Below are 26545 nucleotides of genomic sequence, written 5' to 3'. Positions count from 1 at the left end.
ACGTGGCCCAGGACCAGGGGCGGGCACCCCCGGTGTCCTCCGGCACCTGACGCCCCTTCCGCCCGCCCCTTCTCCTTCACCCCGACCACGCCGCAGCGGCCCGCGACGGCCGCCGCGGTGCTGTGCCCTGCCGGAGGCCTCCCTTGAACCGTGCCCTGCGCGTGAGAGCGCTGCTCGCACTCGCCGTGCTCGCCCTGTCCCTGTACATCGCCGCCACCGTGCCCGTCCGGCTCGGACTGGACCTGCGCGGCGGTACCCAGATCGTGCTGGAGACCCGTTCCACCCCCACGGCCGACGCGGACCGCGCGGCCACCGACCGCACCCTCGAGGTGCTGCGCGGCCGCATCGACGCGCTGGGCGTCGCCGAACCCACCCTGGTGCGCTCCGGCGACGACCGGATCATCGTCGAACTGCCCGGTGTGCAGGATCCGAAGCAGGCCGCCGAGGTCCTGGGCCGCACCGCACAGCTCACCTTCCACCCCGTGCTCGGCACCGCGGACGGTGCCGGCGACACCTCCCGGCCGCTGCCGAAGCGCCCTCGGGAGCGCGTCCTGCCCGGCGAGTCCGGTACCGCGCTGCGTCTCGGGCCCACCTCGCTGACCGGCGAGGACGTCAAGGAGGCGGCCGCCCGGTTCGACCAGCAGGGCGGCGCCGGATGGCACGTCACCGTGGACTTCGAAGGTGCCGGCAGGGACGGCTGGGCCCGGCTGACCGGCGAGGCCGCCTGCCGGGCCCCGGGCGACCCGGCGCGGCGGGTCGCCATCGTCCTCGACGACAAGGTCATCTCCTCCCCCCAGGTCGACCCGTCCGTCGCCTGCGGGACCGGCATGCGCGAGGGCGCCACCCGGATCACGGGCTCCTTCAGCTCCGAGGAGGCCCGCGAGCTCTCGTTGCTCATCAACGGCGGGGCCCTGCCCGTGCCCGTCGAGACCGTCGAGCAACGCACCGTCGGCCCCACCCTGGGCGCGCAGGCCATCGCCGCCGGCACCTGGGCGGCGGCCCTCGGTACCGCGCTGACCTCGCTGTTCATCATCGCCGTCTACCGGCTCATGGGGAGTATGGCCGCCCTCGCCCTGGCTTGCTACGGCCTGATCTCCTACGCCGCCCTGGCCGCCCTCGGCGCCACCCTGACCCTGCCTGGCCTGGCGGGTTTCGTCCTGGCCATCGGCATGGCAGTGGACGCCAACGTGCTCGTGTTCGAGAGGGCGCGCGAGGAGTACGCGCTGCCCCGTCGGCCCAGCGTCCGTTCGGCGCTCACAGCGGGCTTCCGCAACGCCTTCAGCGCGATCGCCGACTCCAACATCACCACGCTCATCGCGGCGGCTCTGCTGTTCCTCCTCGCCTCCGGGCCCGTTCGCGGCTTCGGTGTCACCCTCGGCATCGGTGTGCTCGCCTCCATGTTCAGCGCCCTGGTCGTCAGCCGGGTGCTGGCCGAGTTCGCCGCGGGCCGTCCTGGCGTACGCCGCCGCCCGGGTCTCACCGGCATCGCGGGCATCGGCGCGCTCCGCGACCGCCTCACCCGTCGCAACCCCTTCCTGATGCGCCGCCCGCGCCGCTGGCTCGCCACCTCCGCCGCTGTGCTCGTGCTGGCCGGCTCGGGCATCGCGGTGCGCGGCGTCGATCTCGGCGTGGAGTTCACCGGGGGCCGCCTCATCGAGTACAGCACCAGCGGTCCCGTCGACCCCGGCCGGCTGCGTGCCGCCCTGGCCGACGCCGGTTTCCCGCGCGCGGTCGTGCAGTCGTCGGGCGACACGGGTCTGACGGTGCGTACCGACCCACTGACCCACGCCGAGGAGGCGGAGGTCACGGCACTCTGCGCGACCTCGACCGGCGGGCGGACAAGGTCCGTGACGAACTGATCGGTCCCAGCCTCGGTGAGGAGTTGCGCCGGGGAGCGCTGATCGCGCTCGCCGTGGCCCTCGGGGCGCAGTTCGTCTACCTCGCGGCACGCTTCCGCTGGGTGCTGGGCTCGGCGGCGGTCGTCGCGCTCTTCCACGACGTGGTGATCCTGCTCGGGGTCTTCGCCTGGCTCGGCAAGCCCGTGGACGGGGTGTTCCTGGCGGCCCTGCTGACCGTCATCGGCTACTCCGTGAACGACTCCGTCGTCCTGTTCGACCGGGTCAGGGAACTGGTCCGGCGCAGCCCCGCGGCGCGGTTCCCCGGCCTTGTGAACGAGGCGATCCTGCAGACCCTGCCCCGCACGGTGAACACCGGCATGGGTGCGGCGTTCATGCTCACCGCGCTCGCCGCGCTGGGCGGTTCCTCGCTCACGGACTTCGCCCTGGCGCTGCTCGTCGGTCTTGTCGTGGGGACGTACTCCTCGGTGTTCATTGCGGCTCCCCTGGCCATCCGGCTGCACCGCCGCTCCGCGCGGGGGGGAGCCGTCCCGCCGGCGGCCGGTCACGGAGTGAGCCGGTCCAGCGCGGCCAGGACGGGGGCCACACCGTCCTCTTCGGCCAGGCCATGGGCCAACTCCCGTGCGCGAGCGCGGTGACGGGGGTCGCTCGTGGCGCGGCGCAGAGCGCAGGCCAGTGAACCGGCGGTGAGGCGCCGCAGGGGGACGGCGCACGGTGCCGTCCCCAGGGCGACCAGGCGCGCCGCCCAGAAGCCGCCGTCGAACTGGACGGGCACCGGAATCGTGGGGACTCCCGCGCGCAGGACGGCGGCGGTGGTGCCGGCTCCTGCGTGGTGGACCACGGCGGCGGTACGGGGGAACAGCAGGGCGTGCGGCACGTCGCCCACGGTGATCACGTCATCGCCGGCACCGCGGGCGGCGAGGCCGGCCCAGCCCTGCTGCACGATGCCGCGCAGTCCCGCCGTCCGCAGTGCCCGCACGATCCCGGCGCTGAGGTGCTCGGCGTCCGGTACCGTCGCACTGCCCAGACCCACGAACACCGGCGGGGGTCCTGCGGCCAGGAACTCCTCCACTTCGCCGGGCAGTGCGCGGGTGTCGTACGGCCACCAGTACCCGGCGACCTCCAGTCCGGGGCGCCAGTCCTTCGGGCGGGGCACCACCCGTTCGCTGAAGCCGTGCAGGACGGGCCAGTGGGCCCGCTCGTGGGCGCGGCGGCCGGCTGAGGGACCGCGGAGAGCCATGCCGTGCCGGGCGCGCAGCCGGTGCACGGCCCGGGTGAAGACACGGTCGACGGCGCAGGTCACGGCTCGTCCGCCCAGGTGATTGCTCACCGTGCCGAACGATCGCCCGCCGAGCATGGGCGCGCCGAACTCGCGCGTCGGATGCTGGGGTTGCAGGAAGAGGCCGAGACTGGGAAGGCTCAGTCCCTCGGCGATGGCACGGCCCAGCGGTGCGACGGCTCCCGCGGCCAGGACGACGTCCGCGCCGCGGGCCACCTGGACCAGGGCGTCGGTCATCTCCTCGGCCGCGGCCCGGGCCATCGACACCACCCGCAGCAACTTGCCGGGACCGGTGGTGCTGGCGTGCAGATCGCGGCCGCGGTCGGAGTGCGACACGGCGTGCGGGTCGACCGGAGTCGGGTGGAAGCGCACACCCGATCCGGCGGCCAGGGGCTCGAACAGGCCGTGGGTGGCGAGCGTGACCTCGTGCCCGCCGCGTGCCAGCACCGCGCCCAGCCCGGTGTAGGGCGCGACGTCGCCGCGCGATCCCGCCGTCATGATCACCACGCGCATGGGTCCCAGTGTGGACCGGCCGGGCGGATGACACGCGGTGCATGGCCGCACGTGGACGAAAATCGCCGTTGCCGGTGTTTCTCCGGCCGGTTCTCATCACGGGCTGTCCAGGCTGCGGAGAAGGCCGGTGGCGGCGTGGCGCGGTCGCGTGGCCGCGTCGCCGGTGAGGTGGTCGGCAGGCGGTGGGCCCTTCGGCCGTCCGGTGGCAGTCGGCAGGCGGTGGGCCCTTCGGCCGTCCGGTGGCAGGCAGCCGCTTCCTGCGCAGCGCGCTGACGGAGGAAGCGGCTGCCGGGGAGGCTCCGGCTCAGGACGACTGGGCGCTCTGGTACAGGTTCTGGGCGTCCGCGCCGAAGTACGGGCCGTACATGGCGTTCGGCAGGAAGTTGTACTTGAAGCTGTTCACCGAGGACTGCAGGCCGGTCCCGGTGGCCTCACTGAACTGGGTGAACCAGGGGCCGCCGCTGGCGCCGCCGGTCATGTTGCAGGTCAGGCCGTGGTCGTTGGACAGCAGGAAGTCGCGGGTGGTGGTGCCGCTGCAGTAGACGAACTTCTCGCCGTCGTACGGTGCCGCGGCCGGGAAGCCGAACGAGTACATCGCCTTGTTGTAGCCGGTGTTGAACGCCAGCCCCTGGCCGCCGACGACGTCGGTCAGCTTCTTCCCGTCCAGCGGGGCGACGACGGCCGCGCCGATGTCGTAGTTGATGTCCTCACTGGCCGTCCACTGGGGGGTGGACAGGGTCTTGGCCGCGGTCCAGGTGCCGTACGGGCGCTGCCCGTCGTGGTAGCCGGGTACGAACACCCAGTTGGTGTGCCAGGCCCCCTCCAGCTTGACGCAGTGCCCGGCGGTGATCACGGTGCTCTTGTTGGCGCTGGTGACGGCGTTGCCGGAGCAGGAGGCGGTACGGCCCTGGTAGCTGAAGAACACCCGTCCCGCGGTCTTGGCCACCGCTCCCCCGCCGGACCAGGGGCCGCCGCCGTACGGGAAGGCCAGCGGACCCGCGGCGGAGGCGGGAGCGCTGGGGGCCACGACCGTCGCCTTGCCCTTGCGCGGTGCCGGGGCCTTCACGTCGGAGCGGTCGACGGTCAGCAGGTCGAGCGGCGTGGCCTCGCGCATCCGCTGCGGAGTCCAGAAGGCCAGGGCGCGTTCCTGCGCCGAGGCGGTCATCACGCCGGGGCCCGGCGCGGCGCTCGCGGGTGTGACGGTGACGCCGGTCGCCAGGAGCGTGGCGATACCGGCGAGCGCGCCGAGGACGGAGCGGCGCACGCGGGTGCTGCCGGTGGACGGGTGCGGGCTGCGGGGTCGGCCTATCACGCGGTCTCCTTCTGCTGTGGGGGCCGGGCGGCGGGAGGCCCGTCCGCCCGGTCAGGCAGGGGTGTCACTGCGGACGGTCAGAGGGCAGCGTGCCACCGGGAGGCCGATATGGACAGGTGCATGTCATGCGTTGGCCGAAACTTCGCGCCTCCCGGCGCCGAGCGCGACCAGTGGGCGACCAGCGGGCACAGAAGAACCCGGCCTCACATGGAGGCCGGGTTCGGGGAGTGCCGCTGGTGTCAGAAGAGTGCGGCCGGTGTCAGAGGATCGGGCCGGCGCCGCCGGTGCCGCCGGGGCCGCCCGGCTCGACACGGCCGCGCCATGCGCCGGATTCGACTCCGCGCTCCTCGATGTACTGCTTGAAGCGCTTCATGTCGCCCTTCACACGGCGGTCGATCGTGCCCATCATGTCGCCCGCCTTCTCCACGGCACCGCTGGGCTCGACATCCATCACGAGCTCCACCCTGGTGTGGGTGTCGTCCACGCGCTCGAAGCGGACGGAGCCCCTCTGGTGGGTGTCTCCGCTCGTCGTGCGCCACGTGACCCGCTCGTCGGCCAGCTGGTCGACGATCTCGGTGTCGAACTCGCGCCGTACGCCGCCGATCTTGGTGGTCCAGTGGTTGTGACGGTCGTCCAGCTGCCTGACCTCCTCGACGCCCTCCATGAAGTTCGGGAACTCCTCGAACTGCGTCCACTGGTTGTAGGCGGTGTGGACGGGGACGTCGACTTCCACGGTTTCCTTGATGGTGCTCATCTGACTGCCTCCGTATTCACTGATCGACTGCGGGAGGCCCATCGGCCCACTCAGGTCCGGGCCCGTGGACGCCGAGTACCCGGGATGCTCCGCTTGCCACATCGACTGTGATCACGAGGCGCGTGCCCGACCGGTCCGGCCGCGGGGATCAGAACCGGTCGTGCTGCTGCGGCTGCCCGTACGCCTGGCCGCTCGGGCCGTTGGCGCCCTGGGTCTGCAGCTGCTCCGCCTGCTCCTTGGTCACCTTCTGTTCCGCGCCGCAGAAGGTGCACTGCGTCAGGTACTTCGTCGAGATCGGGAACAGCGGGACGAAGAACAGGGTGAACTTCGTGACGCGCTTCCTGAGCGTGTGGGCGGCGGGGTTGCCGCACTGACCGCACACGAGCGTCAGTATCGCCAACTGGTAGAGATATCCCTTGGTGCCGAAGATGATCACGTGTCGGTCCTTCCCGGTCGGATCTTCATCCAGTGTCCTGTATGGCGGGCACGTCGGGCACCTCGGGCACGCCGCCTCTCGTTCGTGTGGAGCTCCCGGCGCGGGCGGATCCGGTCAGGTGACGGTGGAGCGGCACACGGCCCGGGCCCCGCGAGAGCGGCCCGGGCCGTGTTGTGCCGGGGTCAGCCGGACAGGGCGGTCAGCACCACGGACTTGGCCTCCTCCTGGACCCGGCCGAGGTGGTCCGGGCCGAGGAACGACTCGGCGTAGATCTTGTAGACGTCCTCGGTGCCCGAGGGGCGGGCCGCGAACCAGGCGTTGTCCGTGGTCACCTTGATGCCGCCGATGGCCGCGCCGTTTCCGGGGGCCTCGGTGAGCACCGCGGTGACCGCGTCGCCGGCCAGGGTGTCGGCCGTGACCTGGGCCGGGGAGAGCTTGGCGAGCAGGGCCTTCTCCTCGCGGGTCGCGGGGGCGTCGATGCGCGCGTACGCCGGTTCGCCGAAGCGGGCGGTCATCGCCGCGTAGTGCTCGGAGGGGGTCTTCCCCGTGACGGCCGTGATCTCGGAGGCGAGCAGTGCGAGGAGGATGCCGTCCTTGTCCGTGGTCCACACGGAGCCGTCCCGGCGCAGGAAGGACGCGCCGGCGGACTCCTCCCCGCCGAAGCCGATGGTGCCGCCCGCCAGTCCGTCCACGAACCACTTGAAGCCGACGGGCACCTCGACCAGCTCGCGCCCGAGGTCGGCGGCGACCCGGTCGATCATCGCGGAAGAAACCAGGGTCTTGCCGATGCCGGTGGTGGCGGGCCAGCGGTCGCGGTGGGCGTAGAGGTAGGAGATGGCGACGGCCAGGTAGTGGTTGGGGTTCATCAGGCCCGCGTCCGGGGTGACGATGCCGTGCCGGTCGGCGTCGGCGTCGTTGCCGGTGGAGATCCGGAAGCGGTCGCGCCGCTCGATGAGCGAGGCCATCGCGTACGGCGACGAGCAGTCCATGCGGATCTTGCCGTCCCAGTCCAGCGTCATGAACCGCCAGGTGGGGTCGGTGTGCGGGTTGACCACGGTCAGGTCGAGGCCGTGCTGTTCGGCGATGCGGCCCCAGTAGGCGACCGACGCCCCGCCGAGCGGGTCGGCGCCGATCCGGATACCGGCCGAGCGGATCGCGTCCAGGTCGAGGACGTCGGGGAGGTCGGCGACATACGTGCCGAGGAAGTCGTAGCGGCCGGTGGTGGGAGCGGCGAGGGCGCGGTCGTAGGGGACGCGCCGCACGTCCTTCAGGCCGCCGCGGATGATCTCGTTCGCCCGGTCCTGGATCCAGGAGGTCGCGTCGGAGGCGGCGGGGCCTCCGCTGGGCGGGTTGTACTTGAACCCGCCGTCGGCGGGCGGGTTGTGGGAGGGCGTGACGACGACGCCGTCCGCGAGGCCGGTGGTGCGGCCGCGGTTGTGGGCGAGGATGGCGTGCGAGACGGCCGGGGTCGGTGTGTAGCCGTCCGCGTCGTCGATCAGCACGGTCACCTCGTTGGCGGCGAACACCTCCAGGGCGGTCACGCGCGCGGGCTCCGACAGGGCGTGGGTGTCGGCGCCCAGGAAGAGGGGGCCGTCGATTCCCTGGCCGGCCCGGTACTCGCAGATGGCCTGGCTGGTCGCGGCGATGTGGTCGTCGTTGAACGCGTTCGCCAGGGACGAGCCGCGGTGTCCTGAGGTCCCGAACGTCACGCGCTGCCCCGGGTCGTCCAGGTCGGGGCGGCGCGCGTAGTACGCGGTGACCAGCCGAGCGACGTCGACGAGATCCTCGGGTCCGGCCGGACTTCCCGCTCGCTCGTGCTGCATGGGCCCGCTCCTCCGCATGGGTTGATCCTTCGTGTGCGGGCCCCATCCTTTCTCGTCACGGCGGGGCCGCGCGAGGGGCGCGCCCCGGTGAGGGTCGGATGTGCGCCAGGCCACGCGGGAAGGGGCGGCTCGGATCACGAGGAAGGCGGCGCCACGGACCACCGGACCATCCGGTGGCGCGTCGCGCCGCCTGCTCCCCCGGTGCCGGCACGTCCATCGCGCCGGCCCTGCTCAGATCCGCCCGCCGGTGAGACGGGTGAGGGGACCGTGCGCGCCGCGTTCCGCACGGCGTCCGACGGCGTAGGACGCGGCGCTCAGGGCGGTCAGGCCCGCTCCGACGCCCGCCGCCACGATCTTGCGGTGGGCGATGACCGTCCAGGCCGTCTTCGCCGTGGTGGCGACGTGGCCGGAGGCCGTGACGACCGCCTGACGGCCCGCCTCGACGCCCTTGGCCGCGGTCCGGGCGGCCGTCCTGGCCGACTCGGCGGAGCGCTCCGCGCCCGACTTGGCCGCTGACGCCGCCTCACCGGCCTTGCCCGCGGCTCCCTTCGCCGCCTCACCGGCCTTGCCCGCGGCTCCCTTCGCCGCCTCACCGGCCTTGCCCGCGGCTCCCTTCGCCGCCTGCGAGGCCGGCGCGGTGGCCTTGTCCGCCGTGCGGCGGGCCTTGGACTCGGCGGTCCGTGCGGTGGACGCCTTCTGATTCGTGCGCTTGTTCTCTTCAGTCATGGACACCGACTTGCCTCTGACTCCGGCGGCAAACACATTCGCTCGCGCACCGGCCGGGGCAAGGGGGTGCCTGAGCACCTCGCCGAAGGGGTAGGCGCACTGCAGGCACGTGACATCACGACAGGAAGGAAGGTGCGTCATGGCCGGAATGCTGGACCGCATCAAGCAGTTCGCCCGGAGCCCGCAGGGGCGACGGGCCGTCGAACAGGCACGCCGGGCCGCGGCCGACCCCCGCAAGCGGGCCCAGGCCCAGCGCCTGCTCGGCAGGCTCAAGGGCCGCCACTGACCCGGACACCCGGCCCGCCGGAGATGCAACTCCCCGGCCACACAGGTGTGTTCATGCGCGCTGTGGGCACTTGGCTCGCACCACACACCTGAGGGGAGCTGGTTCGATGAGCAGGGCGGGAAACGGCAGGCGGGTCTGTGCGTTAGGCGTCGCCGGAGTCCTGGCCGGTACGGTGCTGGTGGGCTGCGGCGACGACGACTCGGGCGACGGTGCGCAGGGCACCTCGGCGACATCCGGAGCCGGCGCCCGGGAGCGGGGAACCAAGGCGGTGCGCTCGGCCTACGACAGGACGGCCGAGGAGGACACCGCCAAGGTGAAGCTGCGGGTGCGCACCTCGGCCCAGGGCGCCTCGCAGACCGCGAACGGGCAGGGCTCCGTGGACCTGGACGACGGCGACAGCGTCATGACGCTCACCGTGCAGGGGCAGCAGATCGAGCAGCGGGTGATCGATCAGGTCCTGTACCAGAAACTGCCCAAGGGGCAGGCCCCGGGAGGCAAGCCCTGGATCAAGATCGACCTGCGGAAGGTCGGCGCGCAACAGGGCGCGGATGACGGGTCCATGAGCGACCCGGCCCGGTCCGCCGCGTACGCCAAGGCGATCACCGACAAGGACGTGACCGAGAAGGGCAAGGCCACGGTCAACGGCGTGGATACCACGCACTACCGCGTCTCGGTCGACGTGACCGGTCTTCCGAACGGCGACACCCTGCGCGAGCAGGTCGGTCCCACCCTGCCGATGGACGTCTGGCTGGACGACGAGGGCCGGATGCGCCGTCAGCAGCTCGACATGACCGTCGAGACCCCGAAGGGGACGCAGCGCTCGTCCGCCGACGCCTCGTCGGCGCCCGAGAAGGTCACGGTGCGCACGGTCATGGACTTCACCGACTTCGGTACCGAGGTGGAGGCGGACGAGCCTTCGCCCGGGCAGGTCACCGACATGACGGGGAAGGCTTTGGAGCAGGGCGAGCGGCAGAGCTGACCCTGGCGCACCCGCCCTTGTTGCCGCACAGCCAGGGGGCGGCGAGAGCGGCGGGGCCCTCGCTGCCCTCCCGGGCGGCGAGGAACTCGACCGCCCGGGCGAAGTCCCTGCCGCCGAGCAGCACGCGCGGGCGGGGGTCTCGACCTGCGCAGATGTGCCATCGGGCAGTATGGGGCACATGAGCGTAGTCAAGATCAACGTGCTGACCGTGCCCGCCGAGCAGCGGGAGATCCTGGAGAAGCGGTTCGCCTCGCGGGCGCACGCCGTGGAGAACTCCGACGGGTTCGAGTGGTTCGAACTGCTCCGCCCGGTGGAGGGCACCGACACCTACCTCGTCTACACCCGGTGGCGTGACGAGGAGTCGTTCCAGGCCTGGATGGAGGGGCCGATGAAGAGCGCGCACCAGGGCGGCGGTGAGGGCGGCGAACGGCCGAAGCCCGCGGCGAGCGGCTCGACGCTGTGGTCCTTCGAGGTGGTGCAGCAGGCCGGGCCGAAGGAGGCGTGACACCGACGGCGTGACGCAGGAGGCCCCCCGTGCCGTGCGGCACGGGGGGCCTCCTGCGTGAGGGGGGTGCTCAGGTGCGCCGGGAGCGCGTGGGGACGGCGGTGCGCCCGACCGCGGCGGCCAGCTTCCGCAGCCGGCGCCAGTCGAGGCGCGGGGGCGCCTCGGGCACTCCCGGACGGTCACGGGGCACCCGGACACGCAGGGCGCGGCGTGCGATGCGGCAGTGGACCGGGGCGGGCATGGTGAGCGCCTCGCCGTCGAGGCCGACCTCCAGCTCCGCCTGGTCGGCGTCGACGACGACGCGCTGGGCGGTGAGCACCGTGAGCCCCTCCGGGCGCGGGGACAGCAGCAGTTCGGCCGCTTCCACGGCACTGTCCACCCGGACGGCGAGCACGCCCAGCCGCCCGGAGTTGAGCCGCTCGCGCCGGCCGAAGCCGAAGGGGTCGTCCATGCGGTAGGCGTTGTTGCTGACCAGGATCGCCTGCGGGTCGGCAACGGTGGTGCCGTCGGCGGTGGCCGTCAGACGCGGACCGCTCTGCCGGCTGAGGAGGTCGGGCAGCCGCTCCAGGGCGGCTCCCACCTTGCCCTCGCGGTAGCCGGGGCTCTGCACGACGGCCCCGTACACGCCGAACGAGGCGTTGTTGACGAAGGGGCGGTCGTCGGCGAACCCGATGTCGACGCGGAGTTCGACACCGTCGGTGAGGGCGTCGAGGCAGCTGGCGGGGTCGTCCCGGTCGAGGCCCAGGTCCATGGCGAAGTGGTTGCGCGTCCCGGCGGCGATGACGAGGAACGGCAGTCCGTGTTCCACGGCGACGGCGGCGACCAGGGCCTGGGTGCCGTCGCCGCCCGCGACGCCCAGGAGGTCGGCTCCGTCGGCGACGGCGGCCTTGGCCAGGGCCGTGACGTCCTGGTGCTGGTCGGGGTCGAGCAGCACGACCTGCGCGCCCAGCGCCTCGGCCTTCTCCTGCAGGTTGAACTTCTCGACCTTGCCGCCGCCCGAGCGCGGGTTGAGCAGCAGGAAGGGGCGCAGTGGCGGCGGTGTGCGGTACTCCTTGACCCGTACGGTCCGCAGACCTGTGCTGCGCAGGGCGTAGCGGCCGCTCCAGACCGCCCCGCACCACAGGAGCAGGGACAGGAAGACCACCCAGAGCAGATTCGCGGCGGCGAAGAGGGTGATGAGGCCGACGGGCGCGGCGACGGCCAGCGCGGCCGACACGATACGGACCACTCCCCGCCGGGACAGGACCCACCAGAGCGCGGCCGCGGTGAGGGCGAGTCCCGCGAGGCCCGCCACGAGCAGCAGCAGACCTCGCAGGCCGCCGGAGACGAGCGGCAGCAGGGCCGCCAGCGCGGCCGCGGCCAGGGCGCCCCGGGCGGCCCATCGCTGCCGGCGGTGAAACCGCTCGTCCATCGCCGATCCCATTTCGTCCCTCCGCTCGAAGGCCGGCGCGGGCGGGTCCTGAGGACCGCGCCCCGCCGTGACCATGGTGCCCGCCGACGCGTCGGCTCCACCACCGTCTTCCCGGACGGCTCCCCCTCCGCCGGTCACGTCGGACGTGAAGATCCCCGGTGCGGAGCCACGGGTAGCGTACGCGGCCCCGCGGCCGTGGTTCCCGCGCACCGGGCCACATCGGCACGCTCACCTGCTTTCCTTCAGTCCCTCATCACTTGACCTGGTGAGTCTCATTACGCAACTCTGTGGCGACAGTCCTTGTCGACGAGGAGGCCGGCACGCGATGGAGTGGACGGGCGCACGGTACGCGGACCAGCCGACGGTCGAGGTGACGACGTGGGTCGCCGCCCCGCCGGGGAGGGTGTGGGCGCTGGTGTCGGATGTGACGCGCATGCCCGAGATGAGCCACGAGCTGCGTTCCGCGCGGTGGACCGGGGGTGCGACGGGACCGGCCGTAGGGGCCCGGTTCGTCGGCGCGAGCCGGCACGAGCGGTTCGGCGAGTGGGAGACGACCTCGACGGTGGTCGCGTGCGACCCCGAGCGGGTGTTCGCGTGGGCGGTCGGGGATCCTGCGGAGCCGAGCGCGGTGTGGCGCTTCGCGCTGGAGCCGAGGGACGGCGGGACCGAGCTGTCGCAGTGGATGCGGATGGGACCGGGGCGCTCGGGGCTGTCGTTCGCGATCGACGCCATGCCGGAGAAGGAGCAGAAGATCGTGTTCGTACGGTTGCGGGAGTTCGAGCGGGGCATGACCGCCACGCTGGAGCACATCAAGCACCGCCTGGAGGCGTGATGCGCGCGGCGACGACCGTCGAGGCGGCGGCCCTGGGCTCCTGGTCCCGGCAGGCCGACTTCGTCGTGGAGGCGGAGCGACTGGGGCTCGACGTCTGCTGGGTGGCCGAGGCCTGGGGCTCGGACGCCCCGTCGGCCCTGGGCTTCTACACGGCCCGCACGGAGCGGATGCTGCTCGGCTCGGGGGTCATGCAGGTCGGCACCCGCACGCCGGTCGCCCTCGCACAGACGGCGATCACCCTGTCGAACCTGTCCGGAGGGCGGTTCCTGCTGGGGCTCGGCCCGTCCGGTCCGCAGGTGATGGAGGGCCTGCACGGGGTGCCGTTCGCACGCCCCGTGGCGCGGGTACGCGAGACGGTGGAGATCCTGCGGCACGTGGTCGCGGGGGAGAAGATCGCCTACTCGGGCTCCGAGTTCCGTGTCCCGCTGCCCGACGGGGAGGCGGTGCCGATGCGCCTGTCCATGCGCGCCGAGCACGCCGTACCCGTCTATCTGGCGGCTCTGTCGCCCGCCATGCTGAAGCTGACCGGCCGGGTCGCGGACGGCTGGCTCGGTACCAGCTTCGTCCCCGAGGGCGCGGCGGAGGCCTATTTCGCTCCCCTGGACGAGGGCCTGGCCGCAGCCGGCCGTGACCGCGCGGGCTTCGACGTCTGCCAGGGGGCCGAGGTCGCGTTCGCCCGGGACGAGGAGGCGCTGGCCGCCATGGTCGCCGGCCGGAAGAAGGAACTCGCCTTCAGCCTGGGCGGCATGGGCTCCGCGTCGACCAACTTCTACAACCGGGCCTACAGCCGTCAGGGCTGGGCCGAGGTCGCGGCCGAGGTCCGGCGCCGCTGGCAGGCGGGCGACCGGGACGGTGCGGCCGGCCTCGTCACCGACGAGATGGTGCTGGCCACCACGCTCATCGGCACGCAGGAGATGGTGCGGCGGCGCCTGCGCGTCTGGTGCGACGCCGGTGTGAACACGGTCCGTCTCTACCCGGCCGGCGAAACCCTCGACGAGCGGCTCGACACGCTCGGCAGGGCGATCGAGCTGGTCCACGAGACCGAGGCCACCGGGGCGGGCGGGTAAGCTCCCCTGGCCGATCACCGGGCGAGACGACCGACAGGGGGGCTCCGTGCGGGCCATGGCTGCGCTGACGACGACCGCACTCTGCCTGCTGGCGGAGGTGGCCATGGCCGGGTGCGGAGCCGGCGGCTCCGGCGAGGACAGGTCCGCGGGCGAGATCCTCGACGAGGCCAACGCGCGGATGCGGAAGCTGGACACCGTCACCGTGGACATCACCAACCGCACCACGAGCGGCGGCACGGTGACCAGCCACCTCGTGACCGACCTGGACGGCCGGTGCAGGTCGAAGACCACCTGGTCCGGGGGCGGCGCCCTGGAGCAGATCCGGCTGGACAAGACCGACTACGTCCGCCCGAACCGGGCCTATCTGCAGAAGTGGAAGAACAACCCCGGCGTCACCGGCGAGCAGAGGCTGTGGGTGAAGACGCCGGTGGACCCGGCCTCCAAGGGCGGCGACGGCCTCACCTCCTGCACCCGGCCCTTCGATTCGTTCGGCACGGCGAAGAAGGGCGGCTCCTCGCGCGTCGGAGGCACCAAGGCCATCGAACTGATCGTCACCGACAAGGCCGACAAGGCCGGGACATACACCTTCTACGTCGCCGACGAGGGCGAACCGTATCTGCTGAAGACGGTGTACAAGAGCGCCGCGCAGCACACCACCACGGCGTTCAGCGGTTTCGACGAGCCGCTGGACCTGCGGGCGCCGAAGCCGGGCGAGGTGCTGGGCGTCGGCGGCTGAGCGCCCGTCAGGAGGTGGCGCTTTCCGTTGGATTTCCGGCGGCAACCGGCCGAGGGGGACGAATCGTCACTCCGGGGCTTGACGGGGCGGAGCCGGGCTCGGCCTACTGGAAGCGCAGCCGGCCGTGTCGGGGGTCTGGTCCGGTGCCGGCCCTGGGGTCGAGTCCACTCCGTACTCCCCCACCGGAACGCGGGTCAGGGGTCTGATGGTGCGGCGACGTTGGGCAGCGGTGGTGGGTCTGGTGGCCTGCCTGCTGTTGCTGCAACTCGTCGTTCCGGGGCCGGCGGGCCCGGAGAGTTTGGCCGTGCCGGCCGCAGCGGCGGCGGTGAACGCGCCGGATGCGGGCGCCGCGTCGAGTGCCGGGGCTGAAGGGACCGAAGGAGCCGGCGAGTCCTGTCCGTGCGAGGACGAGCCGTCGGTTCGGCAGCTCGCGGCGCGCACTCCGCGGGCCACGGGGGCGGCAGGGGTGAGCCCGGTGGTGACCGGGGCGGCCGTGGTGGGCAACGGCGGTACGGACCTGCGTGCGGCGGTGACGAGCCCGTGTCCGGGGGCGGCCGGATCCGCCCCGAACGCCGAACGGCTGCAGACGTTCCGCTGCTGAGCGACGGCAGTACCGACAGGGCCTGCGCCGTGCGGCCTGAGTACTGCCCTGGTGCCGAATCGCGGTGATGTGCAGGCCTTCGTGTGTCCCCATGCCGATGACACAGGAGGCAGAGTTGCCTGGAAAGCGCGTTCTCGTTCTGAGGCCGGACGAGCTCGGCCCGAACGACCAGAAGATGTGGCGGGAGATCCGGACGGAGTCCGGCGCACCGGCGAATCCCTTTCTCGACCCGGCCTTCACCGTTGCGATGGGCCAGGTCAGGCCGGGAGCCAGAGTGGCACTGCTGCTGGACGACGGTTCCCCGGTGGGGTTCTTCCCGTACGAGGCGGGGGTGCTGGGGCGGGGCCGGGCCATCGGGTTGGGGGTTTCCGACAGTCAGGGGGCCGTGTTACGCCCCGGGATCAGGCTGGAGGCCCGGCGGTTGTTGCGGGTCTGCGGGCTGTCGTCCTTCGAGTTCGACAACCTCGAAGCCGGTCAGTCGGTGTTCGAGCCGCACGCGGTCGAGGAACTCGCCTCCCCGGTCGTCGACCTCGGCGAGGGCTTCGCGGCGTACACGGAACGTCTGCGGATGCGGTCGCCGGGCTTCCTCAGACAGACCCAGGCCAAGGAGCGCAGGCTGGCCCGGCAGGTCGGCGAGGTGCGGTTCGTGTACGACACCCGGGACCCGGCGGCGCTGCGGGCCCTGATGGAGTGGAAGTCGGCGCAGTACCGCCGGACCGGCCGGCGGGACCGGTTCGCGCAGGAGTGGATCACCCGGCTGGTGGGGCTGCTCGGAGAGAGCGAGGAGCCGGAGTGCCGCACCGTGCTGTCCGTGCTGTACGCCGCCGGGCGCCCTGTCGCCGCGCACCTGGGGCTGCGCTCGCGCACGGTGCTGTCCTGGTGGTTCCCGGCGTACGACCGCGCGTACGCCAAGTACTCCCCCGGCCTGCTGCTGCAGTTGCGGATGCTGGAGGCCGCCGCGGCCGACGGTATCGAGATGGTCGACCTGGGCAGCGGCCCTGCCCGCTACAAGGAGTCGCTCAAGACCCGTGACCTGCGCGTGTACGAGGGAGCGGTGGTGCGGCCGGTGCCGGGCGGAGCCGCCCACTGGCTGGGCCGCGAGCCGGCCCGGGCCGCCCGTCGCTTCGTCCGCGGGAGGCCCCGGCTGGCCGGTGCGGCGGCCCGGACGCTCGAGGAACTGGGCCGGTTGCGCGGCGGCTGAGGCCGGCCGGGAAAGGGGCGCCCGGCCCCTGAGGGCCGGGCGCCGTGCGTTCGGCTCGTGGCCGTCAGCCCGTGGCGGTCCAGCTGTGGGCGACGTCCACGACGACGCGGTCGTCCAGTTGCTGCACCCGGAAGGGCAGCCGCGCGCGGACGCCCAGGCCGATCTGGGTCTCACCCTCGAAGCTGCCGGCGAACCGGGTGTCCCGGAAGGTGCGGTAGCCGGTGAGATCCACGCCCGGCAGAGGGCGCGCCACCTGGCCGGGGTACGTGGCCGCGCCGGTCTCCGGGTCGTACGCGGGCGCGGTCACCCGCACCTCGAGCACGGCGCCGCCGGACACGGCGATGTAGCGGCCCGAGCCGTCCTGGTAGAGCTTGTCGACGTACTGGACGGTGTACCCGACGCCGCTGCCCGCGCCGGGCACGTCGATGACCATCCGGTCGAAGCAGGTGTGCCGACCGGTCCTGACGTCGGTCATCGGTGCGACGCCCGTGCCGACGGCGGTCTTGGCGAGGCTTCCCCAGCCGGTCGGACACGCCGTGGCCCGGGCGGTGGACTGCGGGCCGGCCACCGGTGCGGCGCCGGCCGGGACGGCCGCCACGCCCACCGTGGCGCCCACGAGTGCGATAGTCGCGCATGCTTTTCTGATTCTCACCATTGCCGCCCCCGAGGCTTGCGTGTGGCTGATGCCGGTTGAGACGGCCGGGCCGGCCGAAAGGTTGCACTTGCCGCGCCGGAGCGCCGTCCATGGGACATCCTGGTGGGAAGCGATTGGTGTCCGGTGCGTCCGTACCGGGAGGACGCGACATGGATGAGGCAGCCGCCGTACCGGACGGACCGCGGTCAGCCGCCGGCCCGAGCCGGGACGGGGCTGAGAGCCGGGTCCCGGGAGAGGCGACGGGCCAGATCGAGGATGCCCTGACGGGTCCGCTGGTCGAGGCCGTACGGGACCTCGACGGGTACGGCGGGCTGGTCTACCTGCGTTCCCGGGACCGTCGCTCGCTGGTGCTGGCGATGATCACCGGCGTGCCCCGTTCACTGCTCAGGAGCTGGTGGCGGGTGCCCGTGGGCGGTGCCCTGCCCATGGCGGAGGCCTATCGGCGCGACGAGACGCTGTGGCTGCCGGACGAGCACGCCACCATGGTCCGCTTCCCGCACTTCACGGCCGGGCTCCCCTACCCTTTCGGCTCCGCCTACCAGCCCGTCCGGACCGGGGGCGAGGCGGTCGGCGTGCTGGTCGTGCTGCGGTCGGCGGCCCGGGCCCCGATGGACGGGGAAGCGGTCGGTCTCGCACTGCGCCCCGCCCAGCGGACCATGCAAGAGCGCCTCGACCGCCTGGTCGCGGGCCGGGCCGGCCCGGACTCCGCCGCACACCACGTCGAGTACGACGACGAGCCGATCAGCGTGCGGCTGCCCACCTCGGCCGCCCACCCGGTCCGGGTCGGGCTCATCGACTGGGACCTGGACAGCGACCGCTGCACGGCGGACGACGACGCCCTCGAGCTCCTCGGCCTGGACCGGTCGGCCTACGGCGGCACCATCGCGGACGTCGAGGCCCGGGTCAGCCCCGACGACCTGCACGAACTGCGCGAGAGCCGGCACGACGCGCTGGCCGACGGCCGGGTCAGGTCCCGGCACTTCCGGGTTCTCGACGAGTCACGGGGCAAGGACAAGACCGGCTTCCGGCCGGTCGAGCTGTGGGGCCATCTCGTGCGGGGCGGCACCGGGTCCGCGCGGATCCTGGTGGGCGCCCTCGTCGACGCGGGCGGCGGACTCACCGCGGCCGAAGCGGCCGAGCGGCTGCCGGACGGGCTGTTCTCCCTGGACCATGACGGCCGCCTGACCTATGCCAACCGTCGCTGTGAGGAACTGCTGGGCTCCGGCCGGGAGGACCTCTTCGGCCGCTATCCGTGGGAGGTGGTCACCTGGCTCCGGGATCCCGCGTACGAGGACCGCTACCGGGCGGCGATGCTGTCGCAGGAGCAGGTGTCCTTCCTCGTCCGGCGGCCCGACGGGAACTGGCTGAGTTTCGTGCTGTTCCCGGACGTGCACGGGCTGACCGGCCGGGTCTTCCCGACCGGGCCGCCCACCGGTGCCGAACCGGGGCCGGCAGCCGGGGCCGACGCCGCCGGAAGCCTCGACGCCGTCGCGCCGCCGCCCGGCCCGGTGGCGGCCGCGCGGGCCGGAGCGCTCTACCACGTGGTGCAGATGGCGAGCGTGCTCACCGAGGCGGTGACCGTGCTGGACGTCTGCCGGGCCGTGTCGGAGCAGTTGCTGCCCGCCTTCGGCGCCCGGGAGCTGGCCCTCTACACCGTCCGTGAGGGCCGGATGTACCTGCTGTGGGAGTCGGGCTACCCGGAGGGCTTCCTCACTCCGTTCGAGGGCGTCACCCTCGACACGCAGCTGCCCGGGGTCCACGCGCTGACCACGCGGCTCCCCCTGTTCTTCGAGTCGCCCGACGAACTCTCCCTCGCCTATCCGGGCATCACCCTGGACCGGATGCAGGCCTGGTCGTTCCTGCCGCTGATCGCCTCCGGCCGCTCCGTCGGTTCCTGCATCCTCGGCTGGGACGCCCCGCACCGGTTCACCCCGGACGAGCGGTCCGCCCTCACCGCGTTGAGCGGCCTGGCCGCCCAGGCGATGGAACGGGCGCGGTTGTACGACTCGGAGTCCGCCGTCGCCCGTGGCCTCCAGGAAGGACTCCTGCCGCACCGGCTGCCCGCCGTGGAGGGCCTGCGCACCACCGGCCGCTATCTGCCCGGCACGCAGGGCATGGCGATCGGCGGCGACTGGTACGACGTGATCACCACCGGGCGTGGCGTGGCCCTGGTCATCGGGGACGTCGAAGGCCACAGTGTCGGCGCCGCCGCGGTGATGGGGCAGCTGCGCAGCGCGGTGCACGCCTTCGCGGCGAGCGAGCGCCCCCCGCAGGAGGTCATCACGCACACCAACCGGCTGCTGAGCGAGCTGGAGTCGGACGTCTTCGCCACGTGCTGCTACATCGAACTCGACCCGGCCACCGGACGGGCCCTCGCCGTGCGGGCCGGCCATCCCCCGCCGCTGCTGCGCCACCCCGACGGGCGGGCCGAGACACTGGATCTCGCGGGCGGTGTCATGCTGGGCGTGCAGCCCGACTCGGTGTACCCGGTCACCGCGCTCACCCTGGCCCCCGGCAGCGTGCTCGCCCTGTACACCGACGGGTTGGTCGAGCGGCCCGGCAGCGACATCGAGTCGGGCATCGACGCGGTCCGCCGCCGGCTGTCCGAGACCCCGGCGGACTCGGTGGAGCACCTCGCCGACCGGCTGGTGGGCACGGCCCGGCAGGCCCGGGAGCGGCCGGACGACGTGGCTCTGCTGCTCACGGCGTACCGGTGATAACTGTTTGCCCCCCGGGCCGCCGCCCGGGCGCCCGACCGGGCGCCCGACCGGGCGGGCGCACGGCTGTGCGAAGCGGCTCGGAGTACGGTGGTCGGGACCGGCGAGCAGGGCGGTGATTGCGGTGGAATGGCAGCGGTATGCCGAGCAGATGGCCCGGCTCGCCCGGGATCTGAGCGCGCAGGATTCCGTCCAGGCGACGCTGGACGCCATCTCGTCGTCGGCGGTGGAGGTGATCGGCGGCTGTGACGCCGCCGGCATCCTGACGGTCTCGAAGGGCCGGGCCGTGACCCTGTCCGTGTGCGGTGACATGGTCGCGGAGTCGGACCGGTTGCAGGGCGAGTTCGGTGAGGGCCCGTGCTTCGATGCCGCGCGTCGCGTGGACGGGGAGCGGCTGTTCCGGATCGCCGACATGACCCGGCCGCAGCCGTCCTGGCCGCGGTACAGCCGGGCGGCCCGCGACCTCGGGATCGGCAGCATGACGGGTGTCCTGCTCTACACCCACGAGGAGGACTTCGGTGCGCTGAACCTCTACTCGCGCCGCCCCGGGGCCTTCGGCGAGGACATCGAGGCCGCGGGCTGGCTGCTCGCCTCCCATGCCGCGGTGGCGCTGGCCACGGCCCGCACCGTGGATCAGCTGGAGCACGCGCTGGAGACCCGGCACGCCATCGGTGAGGCCATGGGGATCCTGATGGAACGCCATGAGATGAGCGAGGACGAGGCCTTCGGTGTACTGCGGCGCATCTCCCAGGAGCACAACCTGAAGCTGCGCGACGTGGCACGGCGGGTCAAGACCGGTTCCCCGGACCCGGGTTGACGTCTCACGCCGGACCGTCGCCCAGCCGGGAGGCGCGCAGGAGGAGCACCGCGATGTCGTCGGCGTGCTGCCCGGTGGGGGTGGTGTGCCGGACGAGCCGGTCGATGAGCCGTTCCAGGTCGTGGCCGTCGGCGGTGTCCAGGTGGGCGGCGAGGTCGGTGGTGGTGCGGGTGGCGTCGGTGCCGGGGAGTTCGACCAGACCGTCGGTGTACAGGGCGAGGGTGGTGCCGGGGAGCAGGGGCACGGTGGTGACCGGGTAGTCGGTGCCGGTGTCGATGCCCAGCAGCGGGCCGGGCTCGATGTCGAGGACTGCGGCGGGGTGCCGGGCCTGGCGCAGCAGCGGCGGCACGTGTCCCGCGCTGGCGAGGGACGCCTGGTGGCGGCCCAGGTCGAGGTGGACGAAGAGGCAGGAGACGAGCAGTTCGGAGTCGAGGTCGGCCAGGAGCCGGTTGGTGCGGGCGAGGACCTGGCCGGGTGCGGCGCCGGCGGTGGCATGGGCGTGGATGGCGGTGCGGACCTGGCCCATGAGGGCGGCGGCGGCGACGCTGTGGCCTTCGACGTCGCCGATCACGGCGGCGGCGCTCGTGTCGCTCAGGCGCAGCACGTCGAAGAAGTCCCCGCCGACCTCCGTGCCGTGGCCGGCGGGCAGGTAGCGGGCGGCGACGTCGAGACCGGGCAGGCGCGGCAGGGCCCGGGGCAGCAGTGCGCGCTGCAGTTCGTGCACGAGCCGGTGTTTGGTGTCGTAGAGCCGGGCGCGGTCGAAGGCCTGGGCGATCAGGCCGGACAGGGAGGTGAGGACGGCGCGTTCGTCGGCGGTGAAGGCATGCGGCCGGGTGTAGGACAGGATGCAGCAACCGACCGGCCGGCCGGAGATGACCAGGGGCAGGAACGCCCAGGCCTGTTTGCCGCTGATCTGCGGCGCCTTGGGGTACCCGGCGGCCAGTTCGCCGGGGTCGGCGAAGAAGGCGGGGGTGCCGCTGGCGAGGGCCTGGCCGGCGGGGGTGAGGTCGGTGTCCAGGGACAGGGCGTCGAGGCGCTCCATGACGTCGGGCGGATAGCCGTGGTGGCCGATGATCTTGAGCCGGCCCGCGTCGACACCGGACAGCACCAGGCCCTGGGCGCCGAAGGCGGGCAGGATCTGGTGGGCGATCAGCGCGACGAGGTCGTGCACGGTCACCGACTCGGTGAGCACGGCGGCCAGGTGCACGAGTTGGTAGAGGCGTCCCGTCGGGGCCGCGACGGGCGACCGCGCACCGGTGGGCGGCGCGTGCTCGGCGTGCTCCGCGCTCGGCAGGACGCGGACGCTGATACCGCTGGCGTCGGGGTAGAGCTGGAAGGTCAGCGACTGGTCCGGTGGGCGGAGCGCGGTGAAGGAGACCGGGGCGCGGCTGATGATCGCCGTCCGGTAGTGGTCCTCGATGACGGGGTCGTCGAGCCAGGGCAGCGAGTGCCAGGGACGGGTGCCCAGGAGACGGTCCGCGCCGCGCCCCAGCAGACGTGCCGCGGTGGCGGTCGCGAAGGTGATGCGGCCCTCCAGGTCGAGGGCCAGGGCGCCCTCGGGGAGGCGTTCGAGGTAGTCGGCTGCGGCCAGACCGGTCTGCGCGGGGTGGCGGGTCGCGTCGACGGGGACGACGCGCGGCAGGTCGGGCAGGGACGGCGGCCGGGTGGCGTCGTCCAGGAGGCGGGCCATGCGGCGGGCGCTGGAGATGATGTGGCCGTGCTCGCGTGGGGTGACCCGGCGCGGCCGGCCGGCGGGCCACATCAGCACGAGACCGCCCCAGGAGCGGCGTACGCCGGTCAGCGGGGCGGCCACGAGGGCGAACGGGTAGGGCAGGACGGCGGCGGCCCGGGGGTACCGGCGGGCCATCTCCTCCTGGCCGGCGATGCTGACCAGGGCGTCGTCGTGGATCGCGTCGGTGACCGGGACCGGTGCGGTCAGGGGCAGCCGCTGCCAGGGGGCGCTGAAGGCCACCGGCAGACCGCACAGGGCGACCAGGCGCAGCACCGGCTCCGCCTCCTCGATCAGGTAGAGGCCGCCGATCGAGGCGCCGGTGCCGCGCACGGTGTCGGCCAGCGCGATCCCCAGGGCATCGTCCGGCGATCCGGAGCCGCCGGGGTGCTCCTTGCTCCCGGGCATGGTGTCCTCCCGCTCCTACCCCGGACGCTACGCCTGGCGGAGCGTGCGGGCATGTCATCCGGACGGGTGCCCGGTTTGCGAGTGAATGTGCAGGGCCGGTCGGGGCACGGCCGTGGGCCGGCGGGCGACCGCGTACCCGCGGTTTCGCAGAGGTGACCCTGCCGGTTGTTGCGCCCGGGCGGCCCGGCCGGCGGTTCCGCACAGGCGGCTGTGCCGGCGGACGTCCGGTGGCAGAATCGGGAGCCCTGGACGGCATGGGGAGGCCGGCTTGCGGACGCTGACATCACGGGACCCACTGGCCGTCGCCGTCACGGAAGCGATCCGGGCCGGAGATCTGCCCCGGCTCCGGCACCTGCTCACCGAGCATCCGGGCCTCGCCACCGTGCGCATCACCGAAGAGGGTGAGGACGGCCCGGGCACGCGCAGTCTCCTGCACATCGCGACCGACTGGCCCGGGCACTTCCCTCGCGGTCCCGAGGTGGTCGCGGTCCTGGTGGCCGCCGGGGCCGATCCCCGCGCCCGCTTCGGCGGAGCGCACGAGGAGACGCCGCTGCACTGGGCGGCCAGCAACGACGACGTGCCCGTGCTGGACGCGCTCATCGCGGCGGGGGCCGACATCGAAGCGCATGGTGCGGTGATCGGCGGCGGCACTCCGCTCGCCGACGCCCGGGGATTCGGCCAGTGGCGTGCCGCCCACCGGCTGATCGAACACGGCGCCCGCATCACCCTGCAGGACGCGGCCACGCTCGGACTGCTCGACCGGGTCCGGGCGTACGTCGAAGCCGACGGGCCGCCGTCACCGGACGAGATCACCAGCGCGCTCTGGGGCGCCTGCCATGGTGGGCACGCGGCGACCGCGCAGTACCTGTACCAGCACGGCGCGGACCCCCACTGGTGCGGCTACGACGGCATGACCCCGCTCGACATCGCCCGCGCCCAGGACGCCGACGACGTCGTGCGGTGGCTGTGCGACCTGGGCGCGAGGAGCACCTAGCCGCCTGCCATGAACGGTCAGCCGGGCATTACGGTGGGACACGAAGACCTCCGTGCGGTGTGTTCCTGGACAGCTCCACCACATCGGAGGTCTTCGCCATGTTCAAGACCCGCCGGTGTCAACAACGCTCGTGATCAATGCACCTGGGTCGTGTTCGGGAGGTGGTTCCGGTACTTCGCCTCGTGCCGTGACGCTCTCGGTTCGCATGTGGTCATGTCCCTCACCGTCCCGTCGGCAGGCTGCTGAGGAACGGGGCGATCCGGTCGGCGATCACCCGGTCGTCGTGCGCCGAGGTGCGCCGGCCACATCCGAGGAAGTCCAGGCCCGACTGGTCGAGGAACCAGTAGTGGACCCCGCTGTCGCCGGCGTCCTTGCGTGCCTCGACCACCTGTCACACATGCCCGGCGTTGCCGTCGAAGCCGACGGCGACGAGGCCGGCACCACCGGGAGCCTCCCGCGCCCCGGCCTCGGGTTCCTGTCTTCGGACGTCAGCTGCGTGCCGTCTCCTCACAGGCAGTAGCGCACGAGCCATTCGTCCTGGTTGTACGCGGTACGCGCCGGGTCGGGCACGCCGGCCGCCCGCTCCTCGACCATGTCCTCCACACGCACCGGCTCCGGCAGTACCCCGAAGCGTGCCCGGCGGGCGGCGCTCTCCGCCTCGCTCCCCTGCTGCGACGTCGCCTCGTCCACGGCGATTCCCCTCTCGGCTGGTCGGCCCGACCGTTCGGCCCTTGGCGGGCACTGAGTTGACGTGCGAGAGGGGCGGTTGGTTCCCCGTGGCGCCGGCTCAGCCCCGGAAGGGGGGCCGATTGTCCACGGGTTCCGGCTTGTTCGACCCTACGAACTTCCAACCCGCTTGTTTCCCTGGCGCCTTCACGGTGATAGGAAACCTTCCTATCAGTTCTGCACGGTCGCTCTTCCAACCCGTGCAGTCCTGCACCCGCACGGCCTGCTCTTCCAACCCCCCACTCCGCTTGGAGGCACCGTGAGACACCCCTCTGCCCCTGCCGGCCGCCGTACCGTCCTGGCGCTGTTCGGCGCGGCCCTCGCGACCACCCCGTTCCTGAAGCCGCCACGCGCCACGGCCTCCGTGGCCGCGGTGGGGCTCGACGACCCGGCGAAGAAGGAGATCGCCATGCAGCTCGTGTCGAGCGCGGAGAACTCCTCGCTCGACTGGAAGGCGCAGTACCAGTACATCGAGGACATCGGCGACGGCCGCGGCTACACCGCCGGCATCATCGGGTTCTGTTCCGGCACCGGCGACATGCTGGACCTCGTCGAGCTCTACGCCGCCCGCAAGCCCGGCAACGTCCTCCAGAAGTACCTGCCCGCCCTGCGCGAAGTCGACGGCTCCGACTCGCACGACGGACTCGACCCCGGCTTCCCCGGCGACTGGCGCCGGGCGGCACGGGAGGCCGAGTTCCGGCGCGCTCAGGACGACGAGCGCGACAGGGTGTACTTCGACCCGGCGGTCCGGCAGGGGAAGGCGGACGGGTTGCGGGTGCTGGGCCAGTTCGCCTACTACGACGCCATCGTCATGCACGGCGACGGCGGCGACCCCACGAGTTCCCGCAACATCCGCAGGCGTGCCCTGCGGACGGCGAAACCACCGGCGCAGGGCGGTGACGAGGTGACGTACCTCCACGCGTTCCTGGACGCGCGGGTGTGGGCCATGAAGCAGGAGGAGGCGCACAGCGACACGAGCCGGGTCGACACGGCCCAGCGCGTCTTCCTGAACCGGCGCAACCTCGACCTCAGCACGCCGCTGGACTGGAAGGTGTACGGCGACAGGTACCACATCGGCTGACGCCCCGGCCCGGGAAGTGGTCCACCAAGCGGGCACGGAAGTGGACTCCTTCCCGGGCCGCCCGGCTACCTAGCGTCGCTCCCATGAACGCCACCACCACCCGCGGAGCCCTGCTCGCCGCGCTCGCCTGCGTCCTCGTCGGAGGGTCATTCACCGCCAACAGCGTCCTGGGCGACTACCCGTACGCGGGCGGTCAGTTCCTGCGCTACGGCCTGGCCTGTCTGTTACTGCTCCCGGCGGCCGGGACAGGTGCCGCCGACCGGCTGCGAGCCCTGACACCCCGCCAGTGGGGCCGTCTCGCCCTCCTCGCCGCGGTCGGCATGGTCGGTTTCAACCTGGCCGTCCTCGCGGCCGAGCGCACGGCGGAACCGGCCGTGCCCGGCGTGTTCGTGGGCTGTGCGCCGGTGGTCGTCGCCGTGCTCGTCCCCCTCCTGGACGGGCGAGGACCTCAACGGACGGTGCTGTACGGGGCGTTGCTCGTGGCCGTCGGCGCCTTCACGGTCCAGGGCTGGGGGCGCACGGACAGCGCGGGCATCGCCTTCTCGGTCTGCGCCCTGGCCGGGGAGGTCGGGTTCGCCGTACTCGCGGTCCCCGTGCTGCGGCCGCTCGGGCCCAGGCTGCTGTCCGCCGTCGTGTGCGCCGTCGCCGCACTGGAGTCGGCGGCGATCGGGCCACTGGTCGACGGGGGCGGGTGGCTGCGGCGTCCCGACGGCGTCGAGACGGCCGCGCTGCTGTGGCAGGCGGCGGTGGTCACCGTCGTCGGCTTCGTGTGCTGGTACATGGGCATGCAGCGGATCGGCGCGGAACGCGCCACCCTGTTCTCCGGCCTCATCCCGGTCGCGGCGGCCTGCACCGCACCGCTCGTCGGCACGGGCTCCTACGGACTCCCGCAGGCGGCCGGCAGCGCACTGGTGGGGGCCGGGGTGGCACTCGGGTCGGGGGTGCTCGGGCGCGCGGGAGGCGAGCGCCGTTCACGGGAGCGGGCCTTTCGGGGGAACGGGCGCCCGGAGTCCCAAGGTGTCCGCGTGCCGGAAAGGCCGGAGTGATCCCCCGTGCATCTAATGGACGGCATTGACCTCCCGGCCGACACAGGAGACGACG

General features: G+C 72.9%; 23 protein-coding genes and 1 pseudogene. 13 read left to right on the top strand and 11 right to left on the bottom strand.

What is annotated here, in order from left to right; translation table 11 throughout:
- Nucleotides 1-143 precede the first annotated feature (143 nt).
- A pseudogene (gene secD / locus ACFCXS_RS32535) lies at nucleotides 144-2494 on the top strand (protein translocase subunit SecD).
- Here secD and ACFCXS_RS32530 read toward each other — a convergent pair.
- The 6 genes from ACFCXS_RS32530 to ACFCXS_RS32505 all read right to left on the bottom strand — a co-directional run bounded on the left by ACFCXS_RS32530 (nucleotide 2401) and on the right by ACFCXS_RS32505 (nucleotide 8699).
- The gene (locus ACFCXS_RS32530) at nucleotides 2401-3648 is read right to left on the bottom strand and encodes a glycosyltransferase (RefSeq protein ID WP_376646945.1); all 1248 of its coding nucleotides are present in this window, start codon (nucleotides 3646-3648) and stop codon (nucleotides 2401-2403) included. The pseudogene secD and the gene ACFCXS_RS32530 overlap by 94 nt on opposite strands.
- A 304-nt stretch (nucleotides 3649-3952) precedes the next feature.
- The gene (locus tag ACFCXS_RS32525; protein ID WP_376646944.1) at nucleotides 3953-4960 is read right to left on the bottom strand and encodes a trypsin-like serine peptidase; all 1008 of its coding nucleotides are present in this window, start codon (nucleotides 4958-4960) and stop codon (nucleotides 3953-3955) included.
- 259 nt (nucleotides 4961-5219) lie between these two features.
- Entirely contained in the window at nucleotides 5220-5714 is a 495-nt protein-coding gene (locus tag ACFCXS_RS32520; RefSeq protein WP_376646943.1) for an SRPBCC family protein, read from the bottom strand.
- A gap of 148 nt (nucleotides 5715-5862) precedes the next feature.
- A complete protein-coding gene (locus ACFCXS_RS32515; protein ID WP_376646942.1) occupies nucleotides 5863-6150 on the bottom strand; it encodes a zinc-ribbon domain-containing protein in 288 nt (95 codons plus the stop codon).
- A 182-nt stretch (nucleotides 6151-6332) separates the two neighbouring features.
- Nucleotides 6333-7973: a phosphoglucomutase (alpha-D-glucose-1,6-bisphosphate-dependent) gene (gene pgm / locus ACFCXS_RS32510; RefSeq protein WP_376646941.1), complete on the bottom strand. Its 1641-nt coding sequence runs from the start codon at nucleotides 7971-7973 to the stop codon at nucleotides 6333-6335.
- Between the two features lie 231 nt (nucleotides 7974-8204).
- Nucleotides 8205-8699: a hypothetical protein gene (locus tag ACFCXS_RS32505; protein ID WP_376646940.1), complete on the bottom strand. Its 495-nt coding sequence runs from the start codon at nucleotides 8697-8699 to the stop codon at nucleotides 8205-8207.
- A gap of 139 nt (nucleotides 8700-8838) precedes the next feature.
- Here ACFCXS_RS32505 and ACFCXS_RS32500 point away from each other — a divergent pair, with 139 nt between their 5' ends.
- The 3 genes from ACFCXS_RS32500 (at nucleotide 8839) to ACFCXS_RS32490 (ending at nucleotide 10469) form a co-directional block, all read left to right on the top strand.
- Complete coding sequence (locus ACFCXS_RS32500; protein WP_167526658.1) at nucleotides 8839-8985, top strand: hypothetical protein; 147 nt, start codon at nucleotides 8839-8841, stop codon at nucleotides 8983-8985.
- A gap of 106 nt (nucleotides 8986-9091) precedes the next feature.
- The gene (locus tag ACFCXS_RS32495) at nucleotides 9092-9964 is read left to right on the top strand and encodes a hypothetical protein (protein WP_376646939.1); all 873 of its coding nucleotides are present in this window, start codon (nucleotides 9092-9094) and stop codon (nucleotides 9962-9964) included.
- Between the two features lie 178 nt (nucleotides 9965-10142).
- Entirely contained in the window at nucleotides 10143-10469 is a 327-nt protein-coding gene (locus ACFCXS_RS32490) for an antibiotic biosynthesis monooxygenase family protein (protein ID WP_376646938.1), read from the top strand.
- A gap of 70 nt (nucleotides 10470-10539) precedes the next feature.
- On the opposite strand, the gene ACFCXS_RS32485 is transcribed toward ACFCXS_RS32490, so the two are convergent.
- The gene (locus tag ACFCXS_RS32485) at nucleotides 10540-11880 is read right to left on the bottom strand and encodes a diacylglycerol/lipid kinase family protein (protein ID WP_376646937.1); all 1341 of its coding nucleotides are present in this window, start codon (nucleotides 11878-11880) and stop codon (nucleotides 10540-10542) included.
- A 325-nt stretch (nucleotides 11881-12205) separates the two neighbouring features.
- On the opposite strand from ACFCXS_RS32485, the gene ACFCXS_RS32480 reads away from it, so the two are divergent.
- The 4 genes from ACFCXS_RS32480 to ACFCXS_RS32465 all read left to right on the top strand — a co-directional run bounded on the left by ACFCXS_RS32480 (nucleotide 12206) and on the right by ACFCXS_RS32465 (nucleotide 16317).
- Entirely contained in the window at nucleotides 12206-12712 is a 507-nt protein-coding gene (locus tag ACFCXS_RS32480; RefSeq protein WP_376646936.1) for an SRPBCC family protein, read from the top strand.
- Nucleotides 12712-13779, top strand: coding sequence for an LLM class flavin-dependent oxidoreductase (locus tag ACFCXS_RS32475; RefSeq protein ID WP_376646935.1), 1068 nt, complete (start codon nucleotides 12712-12714; stop codon nucleotides 13777-13779). Before ACFCXS_RS32480 ends, ACFCXS_RS32475 begins: the two co-directional genes overlap by 1 nt.
- Nucleotides 13780-13834: 55 nt before the next feature.
- Nucleotides 13835-14515 carry a hypothetical protein gene (locus tag ACFCXS_RS32470; RefSeq protein WP_376646934.1) on the top strand — a complete coding sequence of 227 codons (681 nt, stop codon included), beginning with the start codon at nucleotides 13835-13837 and terminating at the stop codon, nucleotides 14513-14515.
- Between the two features lie 698 nt (nucleotides 14516-15213).
- Nucleotides 15214-16317 carry a GNAT family N-acetyltransferase gene (locus ACFCXS_RS32465; RefSeq protein ID WP_376647030.1) on the top strand — a complete coding sequence of 368 codons (1104 nt, stop codon included), beginning with the start codon at nucleotides 15214-15216 and terminating at the stop codon, nucleotides 16315-16317.
- A gap of 64 nt (nucleotides 16318-16381) precedes the next feature.
- On the opposite strand, the gene ACFCXS_RS32460 is transcribed toward ACFCXS_RS32465, so the two are convergent.
- Entirely contained in the window at nucleotides 16382-16972 is a 591-nt protein-coding gene (locus tag ACFCXS_RS32460; protein ID WP_376646933.1) for a hypothetical protein, read from the bottom strand.
- Between the two features lie 149 nt (nucleotides 16973-17121).
- On the opposite strand from ACFCXS_RS32460, the gene ACFCXS_RS32455 reads away from it, so the two are divergent.
- Together ACFCXS_RS32455 and ACFCXS_RS32450 are read left to right on the top strand one after the other, a co-directional pair.
- Nucleotides 17122-19689 carry a SpoIIE family protein phosphatase gene (locus tag ACFCXS_RS32455; protein ID WP_376646932.1) on the top strand — a complete coding sequence of 856 codons (2568 nt, stop codon included), beginning with the start codon at nucleotides 17122-17124 and terminating at the stop codon, nucleotides 19687-19689.
- Between the two features lie 124 nt (nucleotides 19690-19813).
- Nucleotides 19814-20506: a GAF and ANTAR domain-containing protein gene (locus tag ACFCXS_RS32450; protein ID WP_376646931.1), complete on the top strand. Its 693-nt coding sequence runs from the start codon at nucleotides 19814-19816 to the stop codon at nucleotides 20504-20506.
- 4 nt (nucleotides 20507-20510) lie between these two features.
- Here ACFCXS_RS32450 and ACFCXS_RS32445 read toward each other — a convergent pair whose 3' ends face one another.
- On the bottom strand, nucleotides 20511-22643 hold the full coding sequence (locus tag ACFCXS_RS32445; protein ID WP_376646930.1) for a SpoIIE family protein phosphatase: 2133 nt from the start codon (nucleotides 22641-22643) through the stop codon (nucleotides 20511-20513).
- A gap of 268 nt (nucleotides 22644-22911) precedes the next feature.
- Here ACFCXS_RS32445 and ACFCXS_RS32440 point away from each other — a divergent pair, with 268 nt between their 5' ends.
- A complete protein-coding gene (locus ACFCXS_RS32440) occupies nucleotides 22912-23637 on the top strand; it encodes an ankyrin repeat domain-containing protein (RefSeq protein ID WP_376646929.1) in 726 nt (241 codons plus the stop codon).
- Between the two features lie 220 nt (nucleotides 23638-23857).
- On the opposite strand, the gene ACFCXS_RS32435 is transcribed toward ACFCXS_RS32440, so the two are convergent.
- A complete protein-coding gene (locus ACFCXS_RS32435; protein ID WP_376646928.1) occupies nucleotides 23858-24025 on the bottom strand; it encodes a hypothetical protein in 168 nt (55 codons plus the stop codon).
- Nucleotides 24026-24144: 119 nt separating this feature from the next.
- On the bottom strand, nucleotides 24145-24327 hold the full coding sequence (locus tag ACFCXS_RS32430; RefSeq protein WP_376646927.1) for a hypothetical protein: 183 nt from the start codon (nucleotides 24325-24327) through the stop codon (nucleotides 24145-24147).
- Nucleotides 24328-24622: 295 nt separating this feature from the next.
- Between ACFCXS_RS32430 and ACFCXS_RS32425 the strand changes: the two genes are divergently transcribed.
- Complete coding sequence (locus ACFCXS_RS32425; RefSeq protein ID WP_376646926.1) at nucleotides 24623-25444, top strand: chitosanase; 822 nt, start codon at nucleotides 24623-24625, stop codon at nucleotides 25442-25444.
- A gap of 83 nt (nucleotides 25445-25527) precedes the next feature.
- Nucleotides 25528-26490 carry a DMT family transporter gene (locus ACFCXS_RS32420; RefSeq protein ID WP_376646925.1) on the top strand — a complete coding sequence of 321 codons (963 nt, stop codon included), beginning with the start codon at nucleotides 25528-25530 and terminating at the stop codon, nucleotides 26488-26490.
- Nucleotides 26491-26545: the final 55 nt, after the last annotated feature.

Source organism: Streptomyces sp. NPDC056373 (assembly GCF_042262425.1).
GTDB lineage: Bacteria > Actinomycetota > Actinomycetes > Streptomycetales > Streptomycetaceae > Streptomyces.
The sequence above is the reverse complement of the archived record's forward strand: the minus strand, read 5'-3'. Positions and strand labels throughout refer to the sequence as shown.